We start from the raw sequence: 21,369 nt of genomic DNA on the forward strand, positions 1-21,369 counted from the left end.
CTCACCGCCCTTCCGACACGGCCGGCGACGCCGGTGCGAGCGGTGCGACCGACGACGCCGGCGCATGGCCAAGGAACCGGTCGCGGGTCTCGGCCCACAGCGCCAGGCATTCCGGGTTGCTGGCGGCCGCTTGGCCAAGCTGCTGGCACCGGCGCTGCCCCTCGCGCAACGGGTCCTCTGCGGGCTGTTGCACGCGCGCCGGCGGCGATACCGACGCGTCTTCCTTGCGGGTCATTTCGATCGCGGTCGCCGTGACGGCCACGGCGACGAATATGATTGCGCCCAGCCGGGCCAGCATCTTGCCGTCCATGACGGTGCTCCCTTCTGGTTCTCAGTTGCCGTTGTTGAACATCTGCGCGTTGCCGGGCGTGTAGGCGGTGCCCGGCGTCAGGAAGCGGCGGCGCTGTTCGCGGCCCTGTTCGGCGGCGGCGGCGCGCTCGGCTTCGGTCAGTGCGCCGGCCCGACCGTTAGCGGCTAGCAGCGCGACCAGATCGGAAAGCTGCTGTGATTGCAGCGCGAGGATCTGGTTGCCGGCCTGCGTCGCCTGCAACGCGCCCGATGCCGACTGGCTCTGGCTGACGAGGTTCGACATCTGCGTGCGGTTGGTGTCGATATTGCCGACGACACCAGCCTGCACGCGCATGGCGTCCTGCAAGCCGCCGACCGTATTTTGCCAGCGCGAGCGGGCGTCGGTGACAAGCTGCGCGTCGGTCACCGACATCGAGACGTTGGCGTATTTTTGGGCAAACATCTGGTCGATCTGCTGGACATTGAACGCAATGCCCTGCGCCTGGCTCAATAGCTGCTGCGTGCGCTGCACGTTCTGCTGCAATGCCTGAAGCGACGAATATGGCAGGCTCGCCAGATTCTTTGCCTGATTGATGAGGCTTTGCGCCTCGTTCTGGAGCGAGGTGATCTGGTTGTTGATCTGTTGCAGCGTGCGCGCGGCGGTCAGGATGTTTTGCGCGTAATTGCTCGGATCGAAGACGGTCCATTGCGCATGAGCCGGCGTCGCCACCATCGGCGAGATGGCGAGCGGCGCGGCCGCCAGCATGGTTGCGGCGAGCGCCATGGCGCGCGAACGGATGGAATTGGCTTTCATGGTCAGGACTCCTTTTCGGCTTCGGGGAAATTCGGGATGAGGTCGGCTGCCCAGCCGGTGTCGCGGGCGCGCAGCCACGCGGCGAGGAAGCCGGCGCGTCCGTGTTCGGCGACGAGACTGGCGATCAGGGATTGGTCGGATTTCGAGGATGCGGCGCAGAGCGCGAGGCCGACTTCCGACAGGCCCAGCTCGAACAGGCGATTGCCGCGCCGCGACTGGCAGTAGTAGTCCCGCTTGGGCGTCGCCCGCGCGAGGATTTCGATCTGCCGGTCATTGAGACCGAAGCGCCGATAGATGGCGGTGATCTGCGGCTCGATCGCGCGTTCGTTCGGCAGCAACAGCCGCGTCGGGCAGCTTTCGATGATGGCCGGCGCGATATTGCTGTTGTCGATGTCGGATAGCGATTGCGTGGCGAAGATGACGCTGGCGTTCTTCTTGCGCAGCGTTTTGAGCCATTCGCGGAGTTGGCCGGCGAAACCTTCATCGTCGAGCGCAAGCCAGCCCTCGTCGATGATGAGCAGCGTCGGGCGGCCGTCGAGCCGGTCGCCGATACGGTGAAACAGGTAGGACAAGACGGCCGGGGCCGCGCCGATCCCGACCAGCCCCTCGATCTCGAACGCCTGCACGTCGGCGTGACCGAGATGTTCGACCTCGGCGTCGAGCAGACGGCCATAGGCTCCCCCGACGCAATAGGGCCGGAGCGCCTGCTTGATGTCGTTCGACTGAAGCAGGACCGACAGGCCGGTGATCGTGCGTTCCCCGACCGGGGCCGATGCGAGCGAAGTCAGCGCCGTCCAGATGTGCTCCTTCACCTCTGGCGTGATGGTGATGCCCTCGCGCATGAGGATCGCCACCAGCCAGTCGGCCGCCCAGGCGCGTTCATAGGTGTCGTCGATGCGGGCGAGCGGCTGAAGCGAGACGGAGAAGTCGTCGCCCTCGGTCAGCCCGCCGCCCAGGTCGTGCCAGTCGCCGCCCATGGCAAGCGCGGCAGCCCGGATGCTGCCACCGAAATCGAAGGCGAAGACTTGGGCTTGCGGATAGCGCCGGAACTGCAAGGCCATGAGCGCCAGCAGCACGGACTTGCCCGCGCCGGTCGGGCCGACGACAAGCGTATGGCCGACATCGCCGACATGAAGGGATAACCGGAACGGGGTCGAGCCTTCGGTCTTGCCGTAAAGCAAGGGGGGCGCACCGAAATGCTCGTCCCGTTCCGGCCCCGCCCACACCGCCGACAGCGGGATCATGTGGGCGAGATTCAAAGTGCTGATAGGAGGCTGGCGGACGTTCGCGTAGGCGTGGCCGGGCAGACTGCCGAGCCAGGCGTCCACCGCGTTGACGGTCTCGACCATCGCCGTGAAGTCGCGGCCCTGGATCACCTTTTCGGCGAGACGCAATTTCTCGTCGGCAATGCGGGGATCGGCATCCCAAACGGTGATGGTGGCCGTGACATAGGCCATGCCCGCCACATCGGCCCCCAGCTCCTGCAAGGCCATGTCGGCGTCGGCGGCCTTGTTGGAGGCGTCGGTGTCCACGAGGGCGGACGCCTCGTTGGTCATGACCTCTTTGAGGATCGCCGCGATCGACTTGCGTTTGGCGAACCATTGCCGCCTGATCTTGGTCAGCAGCCTGGTCGCGTCGGTCTTGTCGATCAGGATCGCGCGGGTCGACCAGCGATAGGGAAAGGCCAGCCTGTTCAAGTCGTCGAGCAGGCCGGGCGTCGTCGCGGTCGGAAAGCCGACAATGGTGAGGATGCGCAGATGATCGCCGCCGAGGCGCGGCTCCAGCCCGCCGGTGAGCGGCTGATCGGCCAGCAGCGCGTCGAGATAGACCGGGGTTTCGGGAACGCGGACGCGGTGCCGCTTGGTCGAGACAGTCGAGTGGAGATAGGTCAGCGTCTCGCTGTCATCGAGCCAGGCGCATTCGGGCATGAAACCGTCGAGCAGCGCCAGCACGCGGTCGGTGCGGTCGGTGAAGGTGCGCAGAATCTCGTTCGGATCGATACCGGCGCGCTCGCGGCCCTCATAGAGCCAGCTTTCCGCACGGGCGGCTTCCTCGGCGGGGGGCAGATAGAGGAAGGTCAGGTAATAGCCTGACACGAAGTGCGCGCCTGCTTCCTCGAAATCGGCCTTGCGCTCGGCATCGACCAGCCCGGAGGCCGGATCGGGCAGCAGGCTGTTCGGATAGGTCGCGGCCTCGGAGCGCTGCGCCTCCACGAAAATCGACCAGCCGGAGCCGAGACGGCGAAAGGCGTTGTTGATGCGGGATGCGACGGCGACCAGCTCGGCGGCGACGGCGCTATCGAGATCGGGACCGCGAAACTTCGCCGTCCTCTGGAAACTGCCGTCCTTGTTGAGCACGACGCCTTCGGCGACGAGCGCCGCCCAGGGCAGGAAATCGGCAAGGCGTGAAGCCGTGCGGCGATATTCGGAAAGGTTCATCATGGGCTGCGCCTCCTTCAGACCGACAGATGACCGGGGATGCGCAGATGCCTGCGCCCGACTTCGACGAAGAGCGGATCGCGCTTGGCGGCCCAGACGGCGGCGAAGTGGCCGATGGCCCAGATGGCGATGCCGACCAGCCAGAGGCGCAGGCCGAGGCCCACGGCCCCGGCCAGCGTCCCGTTGAGGATCGCGATGGAACGCGGCGCACCGCCGAGCAGGATGTGCTCGGTCAGTGCGCGGTGAACCGGGACGGTGAATCCCGGCACGTCCAGTTGCTCGAAGGCGACGGCCATCAGACGAGCGCCCCGCCGCCGAACGAGAAGAACGACAGGAAGAAGCTCGACGCCGCGAAGGCGATCGACAGGCCGAACACGATCTGGATCAGCTTGCGGAAGCCGCCCGACGTGTCGCCGAAGGCGAGCGCGAGGCCGGTGGCGATGATGATGATGACCGCGACGATCTTGGCGACCGGCCCCTCGATGGATTCGAGGATTTTCTGGAGCGGCGCTTCCCACGGCATCGAGGAGCCGGAGGCATGGGCGGCCGGGACGAGGATGAGATTGACGTAGGCGATGGCGGCAACGGTCGCGACGGTGCGGCGAACGCGCATGGGGATGCGGATCATGAAGGATCTCCAGTGCTGTTGGGGGTTGCGGGGCTGATGCGGTAATCCCCGTCCGGGCCGAGCCCTTCGACGCGAGCGAGTTCGGTCAGCCGGCGCGCGGAGCCGCGGCCGGAGAGGACGGCAACGAGGTCGATGGTCTCCGCGATCAGCGCGCGCGGGACCGTGACGACGGCTTCCTGAATGAGTTGTTCGAGCCGGCGCAGCGCGCCGATGCCGCTCCCGGCGTGGATCGTGCCGATGCCGCCGGGGTGTCCCGTTCCCCATGCTTTGAGCAGGTCGAGGGCTTCGGAGCCGCGCACTTCGCCAATCGGAATGCGGTCGGGACGCAGGCGCAGCGAGGACCGGACGAGATCGGAAAGCGTGGCGACGCCTTCCTTCGTCCGCATGGAAACGAGGTTCGGCGCGGCGCATTGCAGCTCGCGCGTGTCCTCGATGATGACGACACGATCGGCGCCCTTCGCCACCTCGGCGAGCAGCGCGTTGGTCAGCGTGGTCTTGCCGGTGGAGGTGCCGCCTGCGACGAGGATGTTGGCGCGGTCAGCGACGGCGCGGCGCAGGATGTTCGCCTGTTCGGCCGACATGATGCCGGCGGCGACGTAATCGTCGAGCGTGAACACCGCGACGGCGGGCTTGCGGATGGCGAATGCGGGTGCTGCGACAACGGGCGGCAACAGCCCCTCGAACCGCTCGCCGGTTTCGGGGAGTTCGGCCGAGACGCGCGGGGACCGGGCGTGAACTTCCGCGCCGACATGGTGCGCGACCAGGCGCACGATGCGCTCGCCATCGGCGGTCGACAGCACTTCACCCGTATCGGCCAGCCCTTCGGAAAGGCGGTCGATCCAGATGCGCCCGTCCGGGTTCAGCATCACCTCGACGACGGCGGGGTCTTCGAGAAAGCGCGCGATGGCGGCCCCAAGCGCCGTGCGCAACATGCGCGCGCCACGCGCAACCGCCTCGGGTTTCTGGTGTGATGTGGTCACGTTGGCCCCGTTTCTTCACGAGGCGCAACAGACGGTCCCCGGATCGGGGTCGATTAAAAGAACCGGCAATGAGGCCGGTTCAACAAGTATCGGTCGTCGTAGTAGCGTGGCGTGCAAATACAGGAGAACGGCGGTGAAGCCCTGATCTTGATGTCGTCAGTGGGTTCACCAGATGACGCGCGCGATCTTCATGTTTCCGACTCGGAGACATCCTCGGGGATCTCCTGTCGCAGCTTCGGTCCTTTGGCGAGACGCCGGCCGAGTGCGGTGATGAAGGCTTCGTATCGCTCGCTCGCCTTGGCGCGTGCTGCCTGAGCGGCTGGTTCGGGCAAGGCCGGCGTCGTCGTGATCCAGAAGCGGATGAAGACCGCCAGCGTTTCGACCGCGATGCCGACGTCCCGTTCAATCCGGGTCATGCGGCGATCGATCTGGTCGAGGCGCTTGGCGACGACGGCCTCGCGGCGTTCGGCATCGTCAGGCGAGAGGAACGACGCGATGGCGGCCTCGGCGATCATGGACTGCGACTGATCCCGGCGCGCGGCGAAATCGGCCAGCGCCTGCGTCACGTCAGGGTCGAGATAGACGGTGAACTTCGATTTTTTCCGATGACTGGTCATGGCGCTTACAGGTCCATGCCGTCATCGGGGTCGAGCGAAACCTGCCGCGCAATCCCCTGGACCTGGCGGACCATGCGCTGATTGCGCACGGAATCCTCGTCGATGTCGTCGGGTAGCTCGATCTCGAATTCGTTTTCGATCGGTTCCTTCTTCTCCACCGGCTTGGCGCGGCTGAGTTCGGGTTGCAGCCGGCGTTCGGAGTCCGTCGTGTCCTCGTCCTCGGATGGGATCGCCGGTTGCGCGCCGGTCGCGTCCGGCCGCGCCGGGATCGGCAAGCTGCTCCAGTCGTCCGGGCGCGGTTTGTCAGTGCGTTTCAATTCGGGCGGCACCAGAAGACGCTCGCGGAACCGGGCATCCTCGTAGTAGCGGGCCTTCTTCGCGCGGATCGGCGGAGTGCCGGCGACCATGACGATCTCGTCGGTCGGCGGGAGCTGCATGATCTCGCCCGGTGTCAGCAACTGGCGGGCGGTCTCCGAGCGCGACACCATCAGATGGCCAAGCCAAGGCGACAGGCGATGCCCGGCATAGTTCTTCATCGCCTTCATCTCGGTCGCGGTGCCGAGCGCGTCGGAAACACGTTTGGCGGTGCGCTCGTCGTTCGTGGCGAAGCTGACGCGCACATGGCAGTTGTCGAGGATGGAGTTGTTCGGGCCGTATGCCTTTTCGATCTGGTTCAGCGATTGGGCGATGAGGAAGGCTTTGAGGCCATAGCCCGCCATGAAGGCCAGAGCGCTCTCGAAGAAGTCGAGCCGCCCCAGCGCCGGAAACTCGTCGAGCATGAGCAGCAGCCGATGCCGCCCGGCCTTGGCTTGCAGATCCTCGGTCAGGCGGCGGCCGACCTGATTGAGGATCAGGCGGATCAGCGGCTTGGTGCGATTGATGTCCGATGGCGGCACGACGAGGTAGAGCGTGGTTGGGCGCTTGCCTCCCACCATGTCGGCGATCCGCCAATCGCAGCGTCGCGTCACCTCGGCAACGACGGGATCGCGGTAGAGACCCAGAAACGACATGGCGGTCGACAGCACGCCGGAGCGTTCGTTGTCGGATTTGTTGAGCAGCTCGCGCGCGGCGCTGGCGATGACCGGGTGCGGCCCCGCTTCACCAAGATGGCTTGTCGTCATCATCGCGGCGAGCGTCGACTCGATCGGGCGCTTCGGATCGGAGAGGAAGGCGGCGACGCCGGCTAGCGTCTTGTCGTCCCCGGCGTAGAGGACATGCAGGATCGCGCCGACCAGAAGCGAATGGCTGGTTTTCTCCCAGTGGCTCCGCTTGTCGAGGCTGCCTTCGGGATCGACGAGGATGTCGGCGATATTCTGGACGTCGCGGACTTCCCACTCGCCGCGCCGCACCTCGAGCAAGGGATTATAGGCCGATGATTTCGAGTTGGTCGGATCGAAGATGAGCACGCGGCCATGGAGCGCGCGGAAGCCGGCCGTCAGCGTCCAGTTCTCGCCCTTGATGTCGTGGACGATGGCCGAGCCCGGCCAGGTCAACAATGACGGCACGACAAGGCCGACGCCTTTGCCCGATCGCGTCGGGGCGAAGCACAGCACATGCTCCGGCCCGTCATGGCGCAGATACTCGCGCTCGTAGCGGCCGAGCACGACGCCATCGGGATCGAGCAGCCCCGCGGCCTTCACCTCTTCCTTCTCGGCCCAGCGCGCCGAGCCATAGGTGGCGACGTCCTTGGCCTCACGCGCGCGCCAGACCGACATGCCGATCGCGACGGCGATGGCGATGAAGCCGCCGGACGCGGCGATGAATGCGCCTTTGGTGAAGATCGCGGGCGCGTAGGCGTCGTAGGAGAACCACCACCAGAAAAAGATGGGCGGATGGTAGATCGGCACGCCGAAGAGGACGAACCAGGGCGCTCCGAGCTGCGCCTGAAACCCGAGGCTCCAGGCGACATATTGCGTCGCGCCCCAGGTGGTGGAGAGGACGATGAGGAAGACGATCAGAATCTGTCCCCATAGGATTTTGGTCGCGGACATGGCGATGTTCCTTCTCTGTTGAGGCTAGAGGCCGAGGCCGCGCTTGCGCCCGAAATCCCAATCGACGCCGCCGCCGTCGCGGGCGACGCCGGAGACATGGCGGCCGAGCTGCTTGTCGAGGGATGGCGACCAGGGCACGAGCTGGAAGCCGAGGCCGTCGTCGATCATGGCGAAGCGGCCCGATGCGAGCGTCAGGCGCTGGCGATAGGTGCCGGCGACGTATTCGCCGTTTCCGGCCGGTTTGAACGGTTGGCCCATCTCCTTCGCCAGCCGGTCGGTCACAGCATCCACCTCGCGGCGGCGAAGCGTATCGATCAGGTTACGGCTGAAGATGACGCGGCGGCCCTGTTGTTCGGCGAGACCTTCGCCGACCAGGTGCTCCGCGCGCTGCCGCATCGCCTGGCGCACCTCGGCGCCGAAGCCGCCGTCGGACATGGCGACGGGTTCGCGGGCGATGGATTGCCTGTCGAGCCAGGTCGCGCCGGTGGCGCTCACCTGATGCTGGAGATCGAGATCGGAGCGGACGGCGAGCGCAACGCGGCGCTCGCCCCGCGCATCCTCATAGGCGCGCAGCTCGACGATCGATCCGGGCGGGCTGTCGCCGGTGGCGTCGAGATGCGGCAGCTTGATGTGATGGGTGCGGCCGTCCACGCCGTCGACCACGGCGTAGGCCGTTCCTCTCAGCTCGTCGTCGAGGCCGCGCTCGACCAGGCGGCCGATGACGGGAACGTCGAGGCTCTCGCCGGCGAGGACATAACTGGCCGAGCCGCGCTCGATGTCGCGTTCGGTCAGCGCGCGGTGCATCCGCTTGATGATGTCGCCGCGCTCGCCGAGTTCGCGAAGCGTGGATTCGGCCTCGGCCTTGATGAACCATTGCTGGTGTCCGACCTGTCCGGCCAGCCCGCGGATTTCGAGGGTGCGGAGCCGGCCGACCTTCAGCGCATGGAATTCGTCCGGCTGCTGGCCGGGCTGCGGCGCGAGGTCGATGATACCTGACTTGCCGGCGTCGCGGACAAGCTGCCGGTCGAGCTGCGTCCAGCGTTCGGCTTCGACCTGCCGCTCCAGATTGCGGTTGATCTCCAGATCGGTGCGCTGGCCGAGTTCCTGGGTGACGAGATCCTGCGCGCGGGCGCGCATTCCCTCCTTGATGTAATCGCGAGAGATCACGAGGTCCTGGCCGTCATCGGTGCGGCCGCGCAGGATGATATGGACATGGGGATTGTCGGTGTTCCAGTGATCGACGCCGACCCAATCGAGCTTGGTGCCCAGATCTTTTTCCATCTGCCCCATCAGCTCGCTGGCGTGGTCTTTGAGGTCGGCCATATCCACAGCGTCCTCGGGCGAGACGATGAAACGGAAATGATGGCGGTCGTCCTCGCAGCGCTCCGCGAAGTCGCGGGCGTCCACATTGTCGCCTTCAGGCCCGAACAGCCGCGCCTTCTCCCCGTCTCGGGTCACGCCGTCGCGGCGCAGATATGAGAGGTGCGCAGCCAGCGGCGCGGCGCGTGCGCTATGGCGGACCACGCGGGTCTTGATGACGACGATGCGCGAGCGGCCGGTGAGCAGCCGGTTGGCCTGGATGCTGGCGCGCTGGCCGCGCCCGAAGCGCGAGCGGTTGCCGGGCGTGATCTTGCCGGAGCGGGAGACGCGCCCCCCGGCCTTTTGCGCGGCGGCGAGCGCCTGAGAAATAAAGGGCCGGGCTTGTTGCGCGCGGGTCGAGCGGATGCGCCCCGGCCGGACGCGGATTTCGCTGTCATCGGCCATGGCGCAGCCCCGCACGGTGCAAAAGGCACAGGAAAATCAGGAAGATGGGCGCAGAGCGCACGGTGCGCGAAAGCGCGGCACGGTGCGGAACGCGCCAGAAAACCAAACAAAAACAACCGACCGACCGAAGCGCACCGTGCGCCTTTTTATCTCGCCATCGTCCGGTTGTTTTGCCTGCCTCTGCCCTTTGCGCCCTCCATGACACGCCAGAGCACGAAGGGATGCGAATGGCGGCCCCCACGCTCATGGATGCGCTCCAGGGTCGGAGCGTGCGACGACGAGGGGCGAATCCGATGCAGCAGTCGGATCGGACGGCCCCGCCGTGACGGAGGAACGGCTGTCGTCCGAATGCCGATTGGCCGACAGCGAGGCTGCGGGGCGAGCGTCGATCGAGCGCACCACGAAGATCGCTGCCTCGCGCCAATCGGGCGGCGGTGCGGGTTGCGCGGCCGGCGTTTCGGGAGCAACCGCGCCGCCGAGAACTGGAGCGAGCGCGGCGACGTAGGCCCGCGTTTCAGCCGGTAATGCGCGGCCCGTCGAGCGACGGTCGTCGTAGCGGCCCGGCCCGGCGTTGTAGGCCGCGAGCATAGCGCCGACATCGCCGTAGCGGTCCCACATCTCGCGCAGATAGGCCGCGCCCGCCATGATGTTGTCGTGCGGGTCGTAAGGATCGCGGCCGAGACGGTAGCGTACACGCAAGGCGGCCCAGGTGTCGGGCATGACCTGCATCAGCCCCAGCGCACCCGCCGCCGAGATCGCGCGCATGTCGCCTGCGCTCTCGGCACGCAGCACGGCGCGAATCCATCGTTCGGGAATGCCGAACCGCTGCGCCGCCTCGGTGATGTGGGCGGCGTAAGGATCGACGGCGGCCGGACGCGCGATCGGCGCGGACTGCGCTGTTGCCCCGGTCGGCCCGGCGCAGACCGCGAGCACGCCGAAGCACAAGAGAACGGCATGGCGACATGCCGATCCGGCCCTGTCACGACGCCGGCCAGTGAGCATGGAAATGATCGGAGCCAGCATGGATCAGCTCCGATCCTCGCGCGGTCGGGGCCGCTTCCACGCCAGCCGGAACGTGCGGCCTTCGTCGTCGGCCTGGAACAGTGCCGGACGAAATACGGTGAGAAAGAGCGGGCTGTCGATCTCCAGGGCGATGTAATCGCCGGCGCGTTCGCCGACACGTTTCCAGCCGGCACCGATCTCGGGGCCGTCCTCGTCGTCGAGGTGGATGCGGTAATCCGGGGCGCTCTCGGCGTCGCTTGGATCGGCGCTGACGAGCACGATCGCCTCGTTGATGCCGAACAGGCGAACGCGGCCGGTGTAGCCGTTGGTGGTGGGTTCAAAGAGCAGATTGGGCATTGTCAGTCTCCTTCTGGTTGGTGGGGAAATGCGAGGTCGGTGCGCCCGGTCAGTGCGTCGGCGCGCGCCATTCGAAGCGGCCGTCGCCTTCTTCGTCGGTCCACAGCGGGATCGCGTGGCCGATGATCTGGTCGGTGGAGGTCAGGCCGAAGTAGCGACCGTCGAGGCTGTCGCGGACCTGCCAGTTCATGAGGAAGACTTCGCCGGTCTGGATGCGGCGGCAGCCCTGCCAGACGGGCAGATCGCGCCCGGCGCGATCACGCGGCAGGGCATCGCCCATTTCGACGCCATCGACGGCTATGGTGAGGTTCGAGCGGCAAACCGTCTGCCCTGAAACGCCGAGGATGCGCTTCAGCAGTGGGACGCCCTTGGGCAGATAGCCGCGCTCTGCGAGGAAAGTTGCGAGCGGCTCCGGCGCGTCGACGGCGACAAGATCGGTGACGTCGAACGGCCCGTCGTCGTCGATGGAGTAGAGGCCGATGGGCGCGCTCGCCGATGCGTTCCACATCAGCTTGATCGGCATCGGCGTGAGCGCCGGATAGCCGATGCCCATCGTGGCAAGGGCCGTGACGAGGAAGAGGCCGGCACGTGTCATGGCCGGACCTTCCCGCGAAGGAGGAAGGCGCGGTGCTGGTCGAGCGTATAGGCGCGGGGCTGATGACCGGCGGCCATCCGGTTGTGGACGTGCCGCCAGTGTTCCGGCGAAACGGCGTCCGCATCGATGCCGATCGCCTCGATCGCATCGACGTGGCGCAGCACGTCCTCGACCTTCGGCCAGCCTTCGATCTTCAGCAGGATTTCGCCGCCAGGCCGCACGAAGGGCAGCGTCTGGTATGCCTCGCCCGGCTCGACGGCGCGCACGATGTCGATGCGCGAGATGATCGTGCCGAAGTCGTTGGCCGCCCATCGCACGAAGGCGAAGACGGTGTTTGGCCGGAAGGAGACGACGCGCTGGCGGCGGTCGATGATCTGTTCGGCGGCTTCACGGCCGAACCTGATCCAGTATTCGATCTTCTTCTCGATCCACGTCAGTTCGACGTGGGTCATGCGATCATGGGTGAGTGCGGACGGCGGCGGGCCGCCGCGCACGCGGGGAGCCGCGGCGCCGGTCATGTGGGGTCTCCTGGGGTTGGGGGAAATTCGCGGGCGAGCAGCTCACGCAGCATGTCGGCGACCGTGACGCCGCGCCCGAAGGCCGCGATCTTGATCCGGCCGCGCAGCTCGGGCGTCACGTCGATGGTGAGCCGGGCCGTGTAGGCGCTCGCCTCGGCTGCGCGCGGCGGGCTCTCGGCCGTCTTGATCCATTGTTCGGGATCGGCCGGGCGCGTGGCGAAGCCGCGCTTCTCGACGCGGCCCGTCATGACGCGCCACCGTTGTCGATGCGCAGCCGCCCGATCTCGGATACGAGCGCGGCGATCTCGCGGGCGGCGGGCGAGCGGCTGTCGATCTCCGAGGCGAGCCGGCCGGACTGCGCGGCGTCGGCGAAGACGATGCGTTGGCCGATCGTCGCGGCGAGCACCGGCGGATCGTGATCGGCCAGCGTCTCGGCCGTCTCGCGGGCGATGACGGTGCGCGCGGCGCAGCGGTTGAGAACGAAGCGGGCGACGAGCTGCGGCCGGTAGATGCGCGCTTCCGCGAGTAGCGACAGCATCTCGGCCGAGGCCCAGCCGTCGAGCGGCGAAGGCTGCACAGGGATCAGTACGAGGTCGGCGGCGAGCAAGGCCGAGCGCATGAGGCCGGCGACGCGCGGCGGGCCGTCGATGACGACATGATCGACATCGCGCGCCAGCTCGGGCGCTTCGCGGTGGAGTGTATCGCGCGCCAGGCCGACGACGCCGAACGCGCGCGGCAGGCCCTCGCGACTGCGCTGCTGCGACCAGTCGAGCGCCGAGCCCTGCGGGTCCGCGTCGATCAGCGTGACGCGCTGCCCGCGTCCGGCGAGTTCACCGGCGAGGTGGAGCGCGAGCGTTGTCTTACCGACGCCGCCCTTCTGATTGAGGAGCGCGACGATCATCGGCGTCCCCCCGGTGGATCAAGGGGAAGCCGGGGCGCTTCGGGATCGCCAGCCTTGGACGAAAGGCTGTCGCCGGAGGCCCGTCCGGGGCCGGACGGTGCGGTCGGAAAGCTCTTTTTCGCGGCTACGCTGAGGCTTCTGGCAGCGCCGCGGATGAGGTTTTCCACATCGCGCGCGCGCTCTTCAAAGTTAGATTCTTGGTTAGACTCTAAGTTAAGGGCGCGAATCCGCCCGCGATTTCCAGACGTTAAGGCCGGTTTGGGTTCCTGATAGCACGAGCCTCGGGTTCCCGATGGCACGATAGTCCGGGTTCCCGATAGCACGAGGCCGTCCACAGGTTTTCCACAGGGCGCGAGCGGCTCGAACGCGAGCAACGTGCGCCCGCCGATCTCCACCTTCAGCGACAGGACGTAGCCGGGCAGCGGCTGGCGCCGCACGATGTCGCGCAGCTCGAAGGCGAAGCGTTTGAACGGCGACAGGCTGCCGGATTTGACGTGGAGGTGGCGCAGGTCGAACCGCCATCCGGCGCGCTGGCGGCCGCCGTGCTTGCGTACGATGCGGTAGAGCCAGCGGTCGAGGCCGCCGGTGAGATCGAAATAGGCCGGATCGATGGTGAGGATGAGCGCGTCGTCGAGGACGGCCTTGTAGAACCAGTCGGGGACGATCAGCTCGATGCCGTCCGGCCGCCCATGGCGGTCGGTGCGCTCCTGCCATTCATTGATCCACGAGAAGCGGTGGCGGCGGCCCTCGGCCGGCTGGCGGATCGATGTCGAGATGGTCGTGGATTGCAGCCGGTCCAGCGCCGCCTTGAGGCGCTGGTAGTCGCGCAAGCTGGTGCCGCGCCCGACATAGGTGAGGATTTCATAGGGCGTCGCCGCCATCAGCCGGGAGGTGCGCAGCCCGTTGTCGCGGGCTTCCACGATCTGGCTGGCGGCCCAGATCAGGATGTCGGCGTCCCAGATCGTGGCCATGCCATGATCGGGAACGGCCTCGACGCGGATCGTGATGTCGCCGGCCGCGAAATCGATCGGGGCGACGCGATGAGATTTGGAGAGGGAGAAGAAGGGATAAGCCATGAGATCCTGCGCATCTCGCGGCGCGAAGTCGCCGGGGAGCGCGCGAAACAGATCGAGCTGCCCACGCTCCGAAGGATCACGACGCCGCGCCACCATGAAAGGAACCGGCCGCGATCAGCGTGCGAACCGGCCGGCAACCCGGTCGGTCGAGGGGGCCTGACGCTTCGCCGGCAGCACGGAGCCGCGCGGATCGGAGGTGGAGGTGACGGCGCCGCGCTCGGCCCAGGTTTCGAGATCGTCGACGGCATAGACGACGCGCCCGCCAAGTTTGCGGTAGGCCGGGCCAGTCCCGTAGGTTCGATGCTTTTCCAGCGTCCGGGCGGACAGGCTGAGAAATTCAGCGGCTTCCTTGGTCCGCAGGTAGCGTGGCGGGAGAGCGGCGGTATCGGGTCGCATGGAGCGTGCCTCCGTGGGTTTGCTGGGGGCCGCTGGCGATCAGCGGCTGACAGCGACCACGGTGGCGGAGAACCGTCGGCGGGATGGATGGGGGACTTGAGGTGACTAAAATCCCCACCCCTGCCGGCGTTGGATTGCGTCGGCTATGATCGGCGGCGATGGCGGAGCAATTGCAGATAGCCGCCGTTGATGAGCGCCAGACCGCCTTCGACGAAGGCGATCACGGCATCGCGCAGCGGCGACGTCTTCCAGGGATCGGCATCGACGCGGACATCGCCGTAGAACGCGATGGCGATCTCGCGATAGGTCGCGCCGTTCATGTGACCATCGGCAGCGCGGAGTTTGAGGCGCAGCCGACGCCGTTGGTCGGCAGTCATGCGCGTGTCACGCGGCGACGGCCGGCCGGACCAAGCGTACGCCATCCGCGTCAGCGCATCGATGCGATCGAATATGTCTGCGTCGATCGGCACGAGGGCCGCGAGCTGATCGTCTGGGGTTGCGCCGGAAAGGAAGAGAAGTTGGAGGTCGTGTTCGGAGAAGGACGCATAGGCGCCTTCGGGGGCATCACGCCCGGCGGCGAACGGACCTGCGGATGACGCGGAGGCTGGCGACAGAAAGTCCGGTCGGCGCGTCAACAGAAGAATGGCGGTATCGCTCGACGGCGACCAGAGAACTTTCTGATCCAGGGCGGACAGGCCCGGCCTCGCCGGGAAATCGCAACCCCCAGCGTTGTTGTGCATCCTGGGGAAACGGTACGGCTTCAGCGGCAGCGTTTAGAAGATCGCTGTAGAGGTCCTGATAAGGAACGTATCGGCGAAGGCATTCCCAGGCGAGCCCTTCGACCGGCAAGCTGTCGAAGTAGTCGTAACTGCTGTCATTCCGCCAATTTTTTGTATCTGGCCGCATCGCATCAACTCCCCGCATGTTGCGCGCAAGTCGAATGCTCAGTGTTCCTATTTCAACGAAGGTAATGGAAGTTCAGGCGCGTGCATTGCGCGATGTCGAAAGGGCATCGCTCAGAGAATGAGTTTGATCAGCCGTGGGCCTGTCGCAGAAGGTGCCGATAGCCGGTGTGCGTCATCCAGCGCGCGCGGTCGAGATGGCTGTCATGAATGCGCCGGCAGCGTTCGGGGTCACTAGCGGGATCGAGCCCGAACAGCACTTCTACCGCCTCTGTCCAGTCGGCGCCTTCGGCGGCCGCATCCAGAAGACGCATGTAGAGTTTGACGTGCGCCTTGTCATAGGCGGTGAGTTCCTGCCCTGCCGGTGCGATATCCTCGAATGTCTCGATCATGGTGCAGACTCGGTTAACAGGAAACCGAGGCATCTTAACCAAGTTGTGTCGAAAATGGAGGCAAGATATGCGCCCGTGGGCATTGGCCACAGATCAGCGCGCGACGGTGGATTGGGTCGGCTTACTTCCGCGATCATCGACCAGCAACACCCCTTGCCCCTGAGCGGTGGACAAGAAGACGATCCCGGCAGCTTCCAAAGCCCTGCGCACCTCATCGCGTGTCGTCTCATACACCTCAAGCCCGCTTTCGGATTCGAGGCGTTTGAGCGCGGTCAGCGATATGCGGGCCTTGTCAGCGAGCGTCTCCTGTGTCCAACCCAGCAACGCGCGTGCGGCCCGTGATTGTCGGGCGGTGATCATGCATGATCACCTCCCATCGCAGACAACGCGCATTCCAGAACTACGGCCATTTTAGTCGTTCTTGCTTCGTTTTGCCAGTCTAAAGACGTTGTAAGGAACGCACGACGGCGTGGCTGCGGCGCAGTGATTCGCAAGGACGGCGCGGTCTAGGGGCGCCTAAAAGGCATCCTGCCGCGCGCAGAGCGCCGGCGATCGCATTGGACGGCCGGCGTCTAAAAGGGGCGGCGGATGATCCGCCCCGTTTCACGCGAAGGGATCGAGTTCGGCGACGATGGTGTCGTCGTCGCCGTCATATTCAGTGGCGGGCATCACGCTCATGGTGCCATCGCCGGCGCGGAAAACGATGATGGCGACCATCAGGGTGGAAGCGAGGCTGGCGGCGTAGGCGTTGGCAGTTGCGAGGGTCATTGTCTGGCTCCCGATCTTGGCGGGGACCATTCCCCGCTCGACGGGCGCCCGAAGTGTTTTGGGATTGGCCGGGGTCATCGCGCAGGCGAAGACGAAGCGACCGCACGCTTTGCGTAGCGGACCCCATGAGGGTTGACCTTGGAAGGCCGGGACCGGAACCAAGGTTAAGCCATGAGAGCGGGGTGGTTTCCGTCTTCTGGAGCCGGTTGCCCTTGCATTGCCATTGCTGGCGCTGCCTCGGTTCGCCGTCTGGTGGTCGTCATCGTCTGGCGTCGTTCATGGCCTGCGTGATGCCTGCCGCTGAATATACAACGGACTCAATCTCTTGTTCTGATACCTTCAAGTGAACCGGGGCGTGCGTCCCCCAGGACGCGCGGCCGAGGCTCATGGTGGCGGCGATCCGAAGCGAACATGAGAAATCCCGGCGGCTTTCGCCGCCGGGTCTCCGGCCGTCCGATCAGAACGGGATGTCGTCGTCGAGGTCGAGGTCGTCGCGATCCGTTTCGGTCTGCTTCGCCCGGCTCAGGAAATCGACCGTTTCGGCGATGATCTCGCAGCCGTAGCGGTCGTTGCCCTGCTGATCCTGCCATTTGGTGTAGTGGATGCGGCCGCGAACCAGAACCTTCATGCCCTTTTCGCAATGCTCCTCGATCGTCTTGCCGAGGCCGTTGAAGGCGGTGATCCGGTGCCATTCGGTGTCCTGAACCCGGTAGCCCCTGTCGTCGCGGACAACCTTGCCTTCCGAGTAGCGGGGGCGCGAGGTTGCGAGGGTGAAGTGGGTGATGCGGGTGCCGCCCTGGGTGGTGCGGGTTTCCGGGTCCTGGCCGATGTTGCCAGCGAGGATGACGATGTTCTGCATTGTAGGTCTCCGTTGCTTCTCGGAGGAACCATTCCCTCCGACGAGACCCGGCCAAAGCCGTCTGGAGACTCCTGCATCGGCGCCTTCGGCGGCGGCTTGACCCCCAAGGTCCGGGTGGAGCGGGCAGCCGCGCCCCGCGCGGCAACACGGCCGGAAGCCGCGGGGGTTGCCAGCAGGAAACAGAACGGACTTAGGGGATCAGTCAGTCGGAGGGATTGGTGCATCCGTAAGCCCGGCGGAGACCGGAGCCAGAACACCGTCCTTGCTGGCCGCAGATGACGACAGGACCAGACGCACCGCCTCGGTGGCGCACCGGCCACATCCCCGTTCGCCTGCCGATCCGCGCCCTGGCCTCTGAAGCAAGGGAGGACTTCCGCGAGAATGAGGCGCCTACGGGGTTATCCGCACCGTTCGCCGTATCCACCGTTCCACGGGACGAGGCTCGATCCAGTGCATTGCTGGATGGCATGAAGGTGTTCGCGACCCAGCTTCTTGCGCACCCCATGGGCCGATCAACGCCGCATTGACCGCCGCGCTCGCAGATTCCGCCCGATGCCGACGCACCGGGCCTGACAGGGCGACCGACATGGCAACGGTACAACCAGCGATGCGATGACGCCCTATACTGATCGGATGGCGGGGCCTAGCGCGAAAGCTGCCGAGATGGACATCGGAGCGATGGATCGCCGCCGCCCCGTGTCAGCGATTGAAGCCGAATGGCGGAAACGCGCCAGAAGCGTGGTTCCGGCGAAGCCGAAAGCGCGGCCCGCAGGGTGACACCCTTCCTTCCCGGCCCATGCTGCCAGCATCACCGGATCAATACGATTAGCGTGAAAGCGCAGCCGTTCCGACCGCGTTGAGGTTCACCACGGCCGCGATGCCGATGATAACGCCGCCGATCCCGCCGAGGATGTTGATGGCGATGGCCGAGTCGATCATGTGCTTGGTCACGCCATGAACCAGCGCGAAACCGGCGATCATGGCCGGAATTGCGAAGATGGCGAGCGCGATCAGACGCAAGGCAGGGTTCTTCGCAAAGCCCAGCACGGCGATGACCAGGGCGATGGAGCCGACGGCCGCACCAATGGCCGCAAGGGCGGAAAGCCAGAAGCCGGAGCCGGTTGCATGGACATATTGGAAGGCCGTGATGCCCGTCATCACCGGCAGCGCATAGATGGCGAGATGCCAGGCGATTACGCAGAAGGCGATGGTGAGCGAGACGGCGAGAAGGATGAGCGTCATGGAAACCTCCAGATAATGGCATGAGGATCACGACAGGCTGCCGAGAGATATGCTCCGCCTGCGACTATGCTGCTTCACCGGTTCTGCAAGGATGCTTCGAAAAGGCCATCTTCCTCTGCTCTCGTCAAGACGTGAGTTCACGTCTCTACCGCCAAAACGCCGCCTTTGGGGGGAATCATGCGCCACGAATAAATGACGTAAGCACGAGGCAAGGCGACCATTGTACTGGATAGTCATAAATACGCGCAGCGTGGATCGCCAATCTCGTGCTAAGCGCCAATCAATTGAAAATGGGGCAATTGGATTTATGTATCGGAGAGAATTCACAAGTGCATTCCTGACTTTCGCGGCGAGCGCGGCGTTCGGCAGTGTTCGCGCCTTTGCGCAAACCGCTCGGCCGGTCGTCTGCACGATCGTCAAGGACGCCTGGAGCGGCAAGACGCTTCTGCGCGAAGGACCGTGTACGGATCGCTACAGCCCGTGTTCGAGCTTCAAGTTCCCTATTGCCGTCATGGGTTTTGACGCCGGCATTTTGACGGGTCCGCATAGTCCGGCCATCCAATATCTTCCGGAGTTCGAGAACGCCTACGATCCGCCGACCGCCCATAAGGATGCCGATCCCTCCGTCTGGCTGCGGGATTCGATCGTGTGGTATTCCCAGCAGATGACGCGAAAGCTGGGGAAGGAGCGGTTTGCGTCCTATGTGAAGCAGTTTCGATACGGCAACGAGGATGTCGCCGGAACGTCCGCCGAAGACGGCCTGACGCACGCTTGGCTCATGAACTCGCTGGCGATCTCGGCCGATGAGCAAGTCGGGTTCGTATCGGATTTCCTGAATGAGCGACTGGGCGTTTCCTCAAACGCCTATCGCCTGACGCGGGAAACCCTGCCGTCCTATCCGGGCGAAGGCGGGTGGACGATCCGGGGTAAAAGCGGAAGCGGTTGGCTGAGGAATGAGGCTGGCCAGATCGACAAGTCCCGGCCCCAGGGCTGGTTCGTCGGATGGGGAGAGCGCCAGGGTCGGACTGTTGCCTTCGCTCGGCTCCAGGTGGGCACGGAACCTTCATCCACGCCCGGCGGAACATTGGCCCGCAACTTCATACTTCAAAATCTCAGCACCCTCGCCAATGGCTGACAGCCAGTGCGTTTCATACGGATTCATAGAGTGAAAATCACAAACAACCGATCATGCCGCTGGCCTTCATCGCTACCATCGTGGATCAGCGGAGGAGCAGCATCATGAGCGACACCGTTTATACCCGCTCCGGTGTTCGTCTGCGCAAGCATTCCGAAACAGAAGGAAACCTCAATTGGCTCTTTTTGCCCGGCGGGCCGGGCATAGGTTCCGAAAGCCTGGTTGAACTGGCGGACTGCCTCGATGTCCCGGGGAGCATCTGGCTTGTGGATCTGCCGGGAGACGGTTCGAACCGTCAGGCCCCAGGCGCGCCCGCCGATCCCTTTTCCTGCTGGCCCCACGCTGTCGTCGAAGCCGCACAAGCCCTTCCAAACGTGGTGTTCGCCGGGCACTCGACCGGCGGAATGTACCTGCTGGCGACTCCCGAATTGGAAGAGCATATCGTCGGGATGGTCCTGCTCGATACAGCGCCGGACGCCAGTTGGCACCCGCGTTTCGTCGAAATGACCATGGCCCATCCGCTGCCGGAGGTGACGGCCGCAACTCTGATCTACGAGGCGGATCGTCGTGATGAAAATATCGCGGCGATTGCTGTTGCGTCAACGGAGTGGAATTTCGCGCCGGCCGGGCTTGCCCGGGGGCGGGACCTTCTGAGCCGGATGCCGTACAATTCCGCGGCGGTCGATTGGTCGGAGGATAATTTCGACCATGTTTATGCGGCCAGGTGGTGGCCACGGACGATTCCCACACTTGTCATTGCGGGCGGGGATGATCGGATCGTCTGGCAGGGTGGCTGGGATGCGGAGCGGTTTCGCACGCCAAACGTGGCCTATGTTACCGTCGAGGGTGGCGGGCATTTCCCCTGGATCGAGAACCCCTCGGCTGTTCGGGACACGTTTGGGAAGTTCGGTCGCAGCGTCCTTGCATTTGTTCAAGCGTAAAAGCGTTATCGGCCTGCGCCAGAAATTCAGAGGTGCAGGCGTTTTGACGCGGGCTTCTTGTGCGCGGCCATGCTTCATGACCGGAATGCCGAGCTTGCCGGCCTTGTCGGCGAGGTTGCCTTGATCCCGGTTCCGGGAAAGTGGATGCCCCCAACCGGCATGGTGTCGAACATCGCATCGTTGCGCTTGAGCGGTGCTGGAGAGACGGTCTGTATTCAAAGAGAGATCAGCTCGGCGCAAATTATGGTTGACTAGGAAACATTCATGGGTTAGTTTCCTAGTCAACAAGGAGCGGCCCATGACCTCAGTCTCGAAACTGACCGATCATTCCGGCTATTGGATGCGGATGGTGTCGAACGCCGTATCTCAGGAGTTCGCTCGCAAGGTATCTGGCGAAGACGTCACTGTCGCGGAGTGGACGTTGATGCGGGCGCTCTACGATCTGGAACCGACCTCTCCGTCAGTTCTGGCGGAGAGGATGGGCATGACGAAGGGGGCTATCAGCAAACTTGGCGAGAGACTGATCGCCAAAGGATTGGTCGAGCGGGCGGAAAGCCAGGAGGACAAGCGCGCTCATAGTCTGTCTCTGACGAAAGAGGGCCGGGCCAAGATCCCCGTCGTGGCATCGCTTGCCGACGAGAATGACGCCGAATTCTTCGGTGTGTTGACGAAGGAAGACCACGAAACGCTCGACCGCATCCTGAAGGCTCTCGCCGAGCGGCGCGAGCTTAAAACGACCCCGGTGGACTGACCGCCAGACGCACT

General features: G+C 65.2%; 26 protein-coding genes and 1 pseudogene. 3 read left to right on the forward strand and 24 right to left on the reverse strand.

Going from position 1 to position 21,369, the window contains the following annotated elements; translation table 11 throughout:
* Position 1 precedes the first annotated feature (1 nt).
* The 24 genes and pseudogenes from trbK-alt to EGO55_RS07620 form a co-directional block, all read right to left on the reverse strand.
* Complete coding sequence (gene trbK-alt / locus EGO55_RS07510; protein ID WP_021691402.1) at positions 2–310, reverse strand: putative entry exclusion protein TrbK-alt; 309 nt, start codon at positions 308–310, stop codon at positions 2–4.
* A gap of 21 nt (positions 311–331) precedes the next feature.
* Entirely contained in the window at positions 332–1,102 is a 771-nt protein-coding gene (gene trbJ, locus EGO55_RS07515; RefSeq protein WP_021691401.1) for a P-type conjugative transfer protein TrbJ, read from the reverse strand.
* 2 nt (positions 1,103–1,104) lie between these two features.
* Positions 1,105–3,543: a conjugal transfer protein TrbE gene (gene trbE, locus EGO55_RS07520; protein WP_021691400.1), complete on the reverse strand. Its 2,439-nt coding sequence runs from the start codon at positions 3,541–3,543 to the stop codon at positions 1,105–1,107.
* 14 nt (positions 3,544–3,557) lie between these two features.
* Positions 3,558–3,836: a VirB3 family type IV secretion system protein gene (locus EGO55_RS07525; protein ID WP_021691399.1), complete on the reverse strand. Its 279-nt coding sequence runs from the start codon at positions 3,834–3,836 to the stop codon at positions 3,558–3,560.
* Positions 3,836–4,168, reverse strand: coding sequence for a TrbC/VirB2 family type IV secretion system protein (locus EGO55_RS07530; RefSeq protein WP_021691398.1), 333 nt, complete (start codon positions 4,166–4,168; stop codon positions 3,836–3,838). Before EGO55_RS07530 ends, EGO55_RS07525 begins: the two co-directional genes overlap by 1 nt.
* Positions 4,165–5,100 carry a P-type conjugative transfer ATPase TrbB gene (gene trbB / locus EGO55_RS07535; protein WP_052023776.1) on the reverse strand — a complete coding sequence of 312 codons (936 nt, stop codon included), beginning with the start codon at positions 5,098–5,100 and terminating at the stop codon, positions 4,165–4,167. The genes EGO55_RS07530 and trbB overlap by 4 nt, the downstream gene beginning before the upstream one ends.
* A gap of 236 nt (positions 5,101–5,336) precedes the next feature.
* Entirely contained in the window at positions 5,337–5,765 is a 429-nt protein-coding gene (locus EGO55_RS07540; protein WP_021691396.1) for a hypothetical protein, read from the reverse strand.
* 5 nt (positions 5,766–5,770) lie between these two features.
* Positions 5,771–7,756, reverse strand: coding sequence for a conjugal transfer protein TraG (locus EGO55_RS07545; protein ID WP_021691395.1), 1,986 nt, complete (start codon positions 7,754–7,756; stop codon positions 5,771–5,773).
* Between the two features lie 24 nt (positions 7,757–7,780).
* Positions 7,781–9,520: a relaxase/mobilization nuclease domain-containing protein gene (locus EGO55_RS07550; RefSeq protein WP_021691394.1), complete on the reverse strand. Its 1,740-nt coding sequence runs from the start codon at positions 9,518–9,520 to the stop codon at positions 7,781–7,783.
* Between the two features lie 243 nt (positions 9,521–9,763).
* Entirely contained in the window at positions 9,764–10,543 is a 780-nt protein-coding gene (locus EGO55_RS07555) for a lytic transglycosylase domain-containing protein (RefSeq protein ID WP_021691393.1), read from the reverse strand.
* Between the two features lie 3 nt (positions 10,544–10,546).
* Entirely contained in the window at positions 10,547–10,879 is a 333-nt protein-coding gene (locus tag EGO55_RS07560; RefSeq protein ID WP_021691392.1) for a DUF736 domain-containing protein, read from the reverse strand.
* Between the two features lie 49 nt (positions 10,880–10,928).
* Positions 10,929–11,474 (reverse strand): S26 family signal peptidase, encoded by a 546-nt coding sequence (locus EGO55_RS07565; RefSeq protein WP_021691391.1) that lies wholly within the window; start codon positions 11,472–11,474, stop codon positions 10,929–10,931.
* Complete coding sequence (locus EGO55_RS07570) at positions 11,471–11,992, reverse strand: DUF2840 domain-containing protein (protein ID WP_021691390.1); 522 nt, start codon at positions 11,990–11,992, stop codon at positions 11,471–11,473. Before EGO55_RS07570 ends, EGO55_RS07565 begins: the two co-directional genes overlap by 4 nt.
* Positions 11,989–12,240 (reverse strand): ribbon-helix-helix protein, encoded by a 252-nt coding sequence (locus EGO55_RS07575; protein ID WP_021691389.1) that lies wholly within the window; start codon positions 12,238–12,240, stop codon positions 11,989–11,991. The genes EGO55_RS07570 and EGO55_RS07575 overlap by 4 nt, the downstream gene beginning before the upstream one ends.
* Positions 12,237–12,893 carry a ParA family partition ATPase gene (gene parA / locus EGO55_RS07580; protein ID WP_021691388.1) on the reverse strand — a complete coding sequence of 219 codons (657 nt, stop codon included), beginning with the start codon at positions 12,891–12,893 and terminating at the stop codon, positions 12,237–12,239. Before parA ends, EGO55_RS07575 begins: the two co-directional genes overlap by 4 nt.
* Complete coding sequence (locus tag EGO55_RS07585) at positions 12,890–14,065, reverse strand: replication initiator protein A (RefSeq protein WP_021691387.1); 1,176 nt, start codon at positions 14,063–14,065, stop codon at positions 12,890–12,892. The genes parA and EGO55_RS07585 overlap by 4 nt, the downstream gene beginning before the upstream one ends.
* A gap of 18 nt (positions 14,066–14,083) precedes the next feature.
* The gene (locus tag EGO55_RS07590; protein WP_021691386.1) at positions 14,084–14,365 is read right to left on the reverse strand and encodes a helix-turn-helix transcriptional regulator; all 282 of its coding nucleotides are present in this window, start codon (positions 14,363–14,365) and stop codon (positions 14,084–14,086) included.
* Between the two features lie 143 nt (positions 14,366–14,508).
* Complete coding sequence (locus EGO55_RS07595; protein ID WP_021691385.1) at positions 14,509–15,105, reverse strand: DUF2285 domain-containing protein; 597 nt, start codon at positions 15,103–15,105, stop codon at positions 14,509–14,511.
* Between the two features lie 28 nt (positions 15,106–15,133).
* Positions 15,134–15,289 (reverse strand): annotated as a pseudogene (locus EGO55_RS21730) (transcriptional regulator domain-containing protein); the annotation flags it as partial.
* A gap of 109 nt (positions 15,290–15,398) precedes the next feature.
* The gene (locus tag EGO55_RS07605) at positions 15,399–15,659 is read right to left on the reverse strand and encodes a DNA -binding domain-containing protein (RefSeq protein WP_021691384.1); all 261 of its coding nucleotides are present in this window, start codon (positions 15,657–15,659) and stop codon (positions 15,399–15,401) included.
* A gap of 93 nt (positions 15,660–15,752) precedes the next feature.
* Entirely contained in the window at positions 15,753–16,019 is a 267-nt protein-coding gene (locus EGO55_RS07610) for a helix-turn-helix domain-containing protein (protein WP_021691383.1), read from the reverse strand.
* Between the two features lie 243 nt (positions 16,020–16,262).
* Positions 16,263–16,427 (reverse strand): hypothetical protein, encoded by a 165-nt coding sequence (locus EGO55_RS20660; RefSeq protein WP_169727749.1) that lies wholly within the window; start codon positions 16,425–16,427, stop codon positions 16,263–16,265.
* A 457-nt stretch (positions 16,428–16,884) separates the two neighbouring features.
* On the reverse strand, positions 16,885–17,286 hold the full coding sequence (locus EGO55_RS07615; protein ID WP_021691381.1) for a single-stranded DNA-binding protein: 402 nt from the start codon (positions 17,284–17,286) through the stop codon (positions 16,885–16,887).
* 825 nt (positions 17,287–18,111) lie between these two features.
* Positions 18,112–18,528 (reverse strand): hypothetical protein, encoded by a 417-nt coding sequence (locus tag EGO55_RS07620; RefSeq protein WP_021691380.1) that lies wholly within the window; start codon positions 18,526–18,528, stop codon positions 18,112–18,114.
* A 220-nt stretch (positions 18,529–18,748) separates the two neighbouring features.
* On the opposite strand from EGO55_RS07620, the gene blaOXA reads away from it, so the two are divergent.
* The 3 genes from blaOXA (at position 18,749) to EGO55_RS07635 (ending at position 21,355) form a co-directional block, all read left to right on the forward strand.
* Complete coding sequence (gene blaOXA, locus EGO55_RS07625) at positions 18,749–19,663, forward strand: class D beta-lactamase (protein WP_124916750.1); 915 nt, start codon at positions 18,749–18,751, stop codon at positions 19,661–19,663.
* 53 nt (positions 19,664–19,716) lie between these two features.
* On the forward strand, positions 19,717–20,604 hold the full coding sequence (locus EGO55_RS07630) for an alpha/beta fold hydrolase (protein ID WP_201798928.1): 888 nt from the start codon (positions 19,717–19,719) through the stop codon (positions 20,602–20,604).
* 298 nt (positions 20,605–20,902) lie between these two features.
* Complete coding sequence (locus tag EGO55_RS07635; RefSeq protein WP_021691377.1) at positions 20,903–21,355, forward strand: MarR family winged helix-turn-helix transcriptional regulator; 453 nt, start codon at positions 20,903–20,905, stop codon at positions 21,353–21,355.
* Positions 21,356–21,369 lie beyond the last annotated feature (14 nt).

This window comes from Caenibius tardaugens NBRC 16725 (assembly GCF_003860345.1).
In the GTDB taxonomy this organism is placed as follows: Bacteria; Pseudomonadota; Alphaproteobacteria; order Sphingomonadales; family Sphingomonadaceae; genus Caenibius; species Caenibius tardaugens.

Excerpts from the sequence above, each read along its gene's own strand:
- trbK-alt (WP_021691402.1), bottom strand. The coding sequence starts at position 310 with ATGGACGGCAAGATGCTGGCCCGGCTGGGCGCAATCATATTCGTCGCC.
- trbJ (WP_021691401.1), bottom strand. The coding sequence starts at position 1,102 with ATGAAAGCCAATTCCATCCGTTCGCGCGCCATGGCGCTCGCCGCAACC.
- trbE (WP_021691400.1), bottom strand. The coding sequence starts at position 3,543 with ATGATGAACCTTTCCGAATATCGCCGCACGGCTTCACGCCTTGCCGAT.
- EGO55_RS07525 (WP_021691399.1), bottom strand. The coding sequence starts at position 3,836 with ATGGCCGTCGCCTTCGAGCAACTGGACGTGCCGGGATTCACCGTCCCG.
- EGO55_RS07530 (WP_021691398.1), bottom strand. The coding sequence starts at position 4,168 with ATGATCCGCATCCCCATGCGCGTTCGCCGCACCGTCGCGACCGTTGCC.
- trbB (WP_052023776.1), bottom strand. The coding sequence starts at position 5,100 with ATGTTGCGCACGGCGCTTGGGGCCGCCATCGCGCGCTTTCTCGAAGAC.
- EGO55_RS07540 (WP_021691396.1), bottom strand. The coding sequence starts at position 5,765 with ATGACCAGTCATCGGAAAAAATCGAAGTTCACCGTCTATCTCGACCCT.
- EGO55_RS07545 (WP_021691395.1), bottom strand. The coding sequence starts at position 7,756 with ATGTCCGCGACCAAAATCCTATGGGGACAGATTCTGATCGTCTTCCTC.
- EGO55_RS07550 (WP_021691394.1), bottom strand. The coding sequence starts at position 9,520 with ATGGCCGATGACAGCGAAATCCGCGTCCGGCCGGGGCGCATCCGCTCG.
- EGO55_RS07555 (WP_021691393.1), bottom strand. The coding sequence starts at position 10,543 with ATGCTGGCTCCGATCATTTCCATGCTCACTGGCCGGCGTCGTGACAGG.
- EGO55_RS07560 (WP_021691392.1), bottom strand. The coding sequence starts at position 10,879 with ATGCCCAATCTGCTCTTTGAACCCACCACCAACGGCTACACCGGCCGC.
- EGO55_RS07565 (WP_021691391.1), bottom strand. The coding sequence starts at position 11,474 with ATGACACGTGCCGGCCTCTTCCTCGTCACGGCCCTTGCCACGATGGGC.
- EGO55_RS07570 (WP_021691390.1), bottom strand. The coding sequence starts at position 11,992 with ATGACCGGCGCCGCGGCTCCCCGCGTGCGCGGCGGCCCGCCGCCGTCC.
- EGO55_RS07575 (WP_021691389.1), bottom strand. The coding sequence starts at position 12,240 with ATGACGGGCCGCGTCGAGAAGCGCGGCTTCGCCACGCGCCCGGCCGAT.
- parA (WP_021691388.1), bottom strand. The coding sequence starts at position 12,893 with ATGATCGTCGCGCTCCTCAATCAGAAGGGCGGCGTCGGTAAGACAACG.
- EGO55_RS07585 (WP_021691387.1), bottom strand. The coding sequence starts at position 14,065 with ATGGTGGCGCGGCGTCGTGATCCTTCGGAGCGTGGGCAGCTCGATCTG.
- EGO55_RS07590 (WP_021691386.1), bottom strand. The coding sequence starts at position 14,365 with ATGCGACCCGATACCGCCGCTCTCCCGCCACGCTACCTGCGGACCAAG.
- EGO55_RS07595 (WP_021691385.1), bottom strand. The coding sequence starts at position 15,105 with ATGCACAACAACGCTGGGGGTTGCGATTTCCCGGCGAGGCCGGGCCTG.
- EGO55_RS07605 (WP_021691384.1), bottom strand. The coding sequence starts at position 15,659 with ATGATCGAGACATTCGAGGATATCGCACCGGCAGGGCAGGAACTCACC.
- EGO55_RS07610 (WP_021691383.1), bottom strand. The coding sequence starts at position 16,019 with ATGATCACCGCCCGACAATCACGGGCCGCACGCGCGTTGCTGGGTTGG.
- EGO55_RS20660 (WP_169727749.1), bottom strand. The coding sequence starts at position 16,427 with ATGACCCTCGCAACTGCCAACGCCTACGCCGCCAGCCTCGCTTCCACC.
- EGO55_RS07615 (WP_021691381.1), bottom strand. The coding sequence starts at position 17,286 with ATGCAGAACATCGTCATCCTCGCTGGCAACATCGGCCAGGACCCGGAA.
- EGO55_RS07620 (WP_021691380.1), bottom strand. The coding sequence starts at position 18,528 with ATGACGCTCATCCTTCTCGCCGTCTCGCTCACCATCGCCTTCTGCGTA.
- EGO55_RS07630 (WP_201798928.1), top strand. The coding sequence starts at position 19,717 with ATGCCGCTGGCCTTCATCGCTACCATCGTGGATCAGCGGAGGAGCAGC.
- EGO55_RS07635 (WP_021691377.1), top strand. The coding sequence starts at position 20,903 with ATGACCTCAGTCTCGAAACTGACCGATCATTCCGGCTATTGGATGCGG.